This is a genomic window from Methylobacterium sp. WL6, from assembly GCF_008040095.1.
GTDB lineage: Bacteria > Pseudomonadota > Alphaproteobacteria > Rhizobiales > Beijerinckiaceae > Methylobacterium.
In genome coordinates this window covers 1-1,793 of the sequence record NZ_VRVH01000520.1, presented here as the reverse complement: position 1 = coordinate 1,793, position 1,793 = coordinate 1, and the positions used below count along the sequence as shown (strand labels likewise).

The following is a 1,793-nucleotide window of genomic DNA, read 5'->3' as shown; positions in this document are numbered from 1 at the left end:
ACATCGGCACGGTCGGCGACATCCAGATCCTGAACCCCGACCTCGTGATCTGCACGCTGGACGACGGCGCCGAGATCCGGATGGAGTTCACGGTCGCCACCGGCAAGGGCTACGTGCCGGCCGAGCGCAACCGCCCCGAGGACGCGCCGATCGGCCTGATCCCGGTGGACGCGCTGTTCTCGCCGGTGACCAAGGTCAGCTACCGCATCGAGACCACCCGCGAGGGCCAGGATCTCGACAAGGATAAGCTGACGATGACCGTCGAGACCAACGGTGCGGTGTCGCCGGAGGATGCGCTGGCCTACGCGGCGCGCATCATCCAGGACCAGCTCCAGGTGTTCGTGAACTTCGAGGATCCGCGCAAGGAGGAGGCCGCGCCGCTCGCGCCGCAGCTGCCCTTCAACCCGGCGCTGCTCAAGAAGGTCGACGAGCTCGAGCTTTCTGTGCGTTCGGCGAACTGCCTGAAGAACGACAACATCGTCTACATCGGCGACCTCATCCAGAAGTCCGAGGGCGAGATGCTGCGCACCCCGAACTTCGGCCGCAAGTCGCTCAACGAGATCAAGGAAGTGCTGGCCGGGATGGGTCTGCACCTCGGGATGGACATCCCCGGCTGGCCGCCGGAGAACATCGAGGATCTCGCCAAGCGCTTCGAGGAGCACTACTGAGGGCGAATGGCGAGTAGGAGTAGCGAATAGGGGTGTCCATAGGGCGCCCCGGTTCCGCTGCACTCTATTCGCTACTCGCTACTCCCTATTTGCCTTGAAGATGACGGTCGTACCGTGGCACGGCGACCGCAAAAACCAGGAGAGCCAACATGCGTCACGGATTCCGCGGTCGTCGTTTCAACCGCACCACCGAGCACCGCAAGGCGATGTTCGCCAACATGTCCGCCGCGCTGATCAAGCACGAGCAGATCATCACCACGCTGCCGAAGGCCAAGGACCTGCGCCCGGTCATCGAGAAGCTGATCTCGCTCGGCCGCATCGACAGCGTCCACACCCGCCGTCTCGCCATGTCGCAGATCCGCGACCACGACATGGTCAAGAAGCTCTTCACGGTGCTTGGCCCGCGCTACACGGCCCGTCCGGGCGGCTACTGCCGCATCATGAAGGCCGGCTTCCGCAAGGGCGACAACGCCCCGCTCGCCGTGATCGAGTTCGTCGACCGCGACGTCAGCGCCCGCGGCAAGGATTCGGGCCCGGTGCTCGGCGGCGAGAGCGAAGCGGCCTGATCGGCGCCTCGACAGCACGAGTTCGAAGAAAGGCGGCCGAGAGGCCGCCTTTTTCGTTGGCCCGAGGCCGTTGCGCGATGCTCGTCCCGGGACGACCGCGATGCGGCGAGCGCATACGGTCGAGGCCGGCGTTTCTCGGGGACGGACGCGCTTCGAACGCGTTTCCGTCGGGACGGACGGCCGGGCCGACGCGTCAGGTGCCGGGCGCGTCGCCCAGCAGCAAGGAGACGCGGCGGGCGAGCTCGGCCGACTGGAACGGCTTCGTCAGCACCGGCAGGTCGGGCGGGATCTCGACCGCTTCCGCGTGCCCCGTCAGGATCAGCACCGGGACCTCGGACCAGCGGCTCCGCACCTCGGCCGCCAGCTCGACGCCGGTCATGCCGGGCATCGCGAGGTCGGCGACCACGAGGTCGAAGCGGCGCTGCTCCATCAGCGCAAGCGCGGCCGCGCCGTCCGAGGCCTCGATCTCGTCGTAACCGAACCCGTTGATGAACGAGGCGGTGACGTGCCGGACCTCGGCGTCGTCGTCCACCACCAGGATGGCCGCCGCGCGTGCCGC

Annotated in this window: 3 protein-coding genes; 2 read left to right on the top strand and 1 reads right to left on the bottom strand. The window is 67.3% G+C overall.

Going from position 1 to position 1,793, the window contains the following annotated elements:
* Together FV230_RS27970 and rplQ are read left to right on the top strand one after the other, a co-directional pair.
* Positions 1-668, top strand: a 668-nt coding sequence (locus FV230_RS27970; protein ID WP_147844681.1) for a DNA-directed RNA polymerase subunit alpha, incomplete at its 5' end; no start/stop codon positions are given.
* A gap of 149 nt (positions 669-817) precedes the next feature.
* On the top strand, positions 818-1,234 hold the full coding sequence (rplQ, locus tag FV230_RS27965; RefSeq protein WP_147725840.1) for a 50S ribosomal protein L17: 417 nt from the start codon (positions 818-820) through the stop codon (positions 1,232-1,234).
* Between the two features lie 193 nt (positions 1,235-1,427).
* On the opposite strand, the gene FV230_RS27960 is transcribed toward rplQ, so the two are convergent.
* On the bottom strand, positions 1,428-1,793 hold a 366-nt coding region (locus tag FV230_RS27960), incomplete at its 5' end, for a response regulator (RefSeq protein WP_147844680.1).

Coding starts and splice junctions, on each gene's coding strand:
- rplQ (WP_147725840.1), top strand. CDS start 818: ATGCGTCACGGATTCCGCGGTCGTCGTTTCAACCGCACCACCGAGCAC.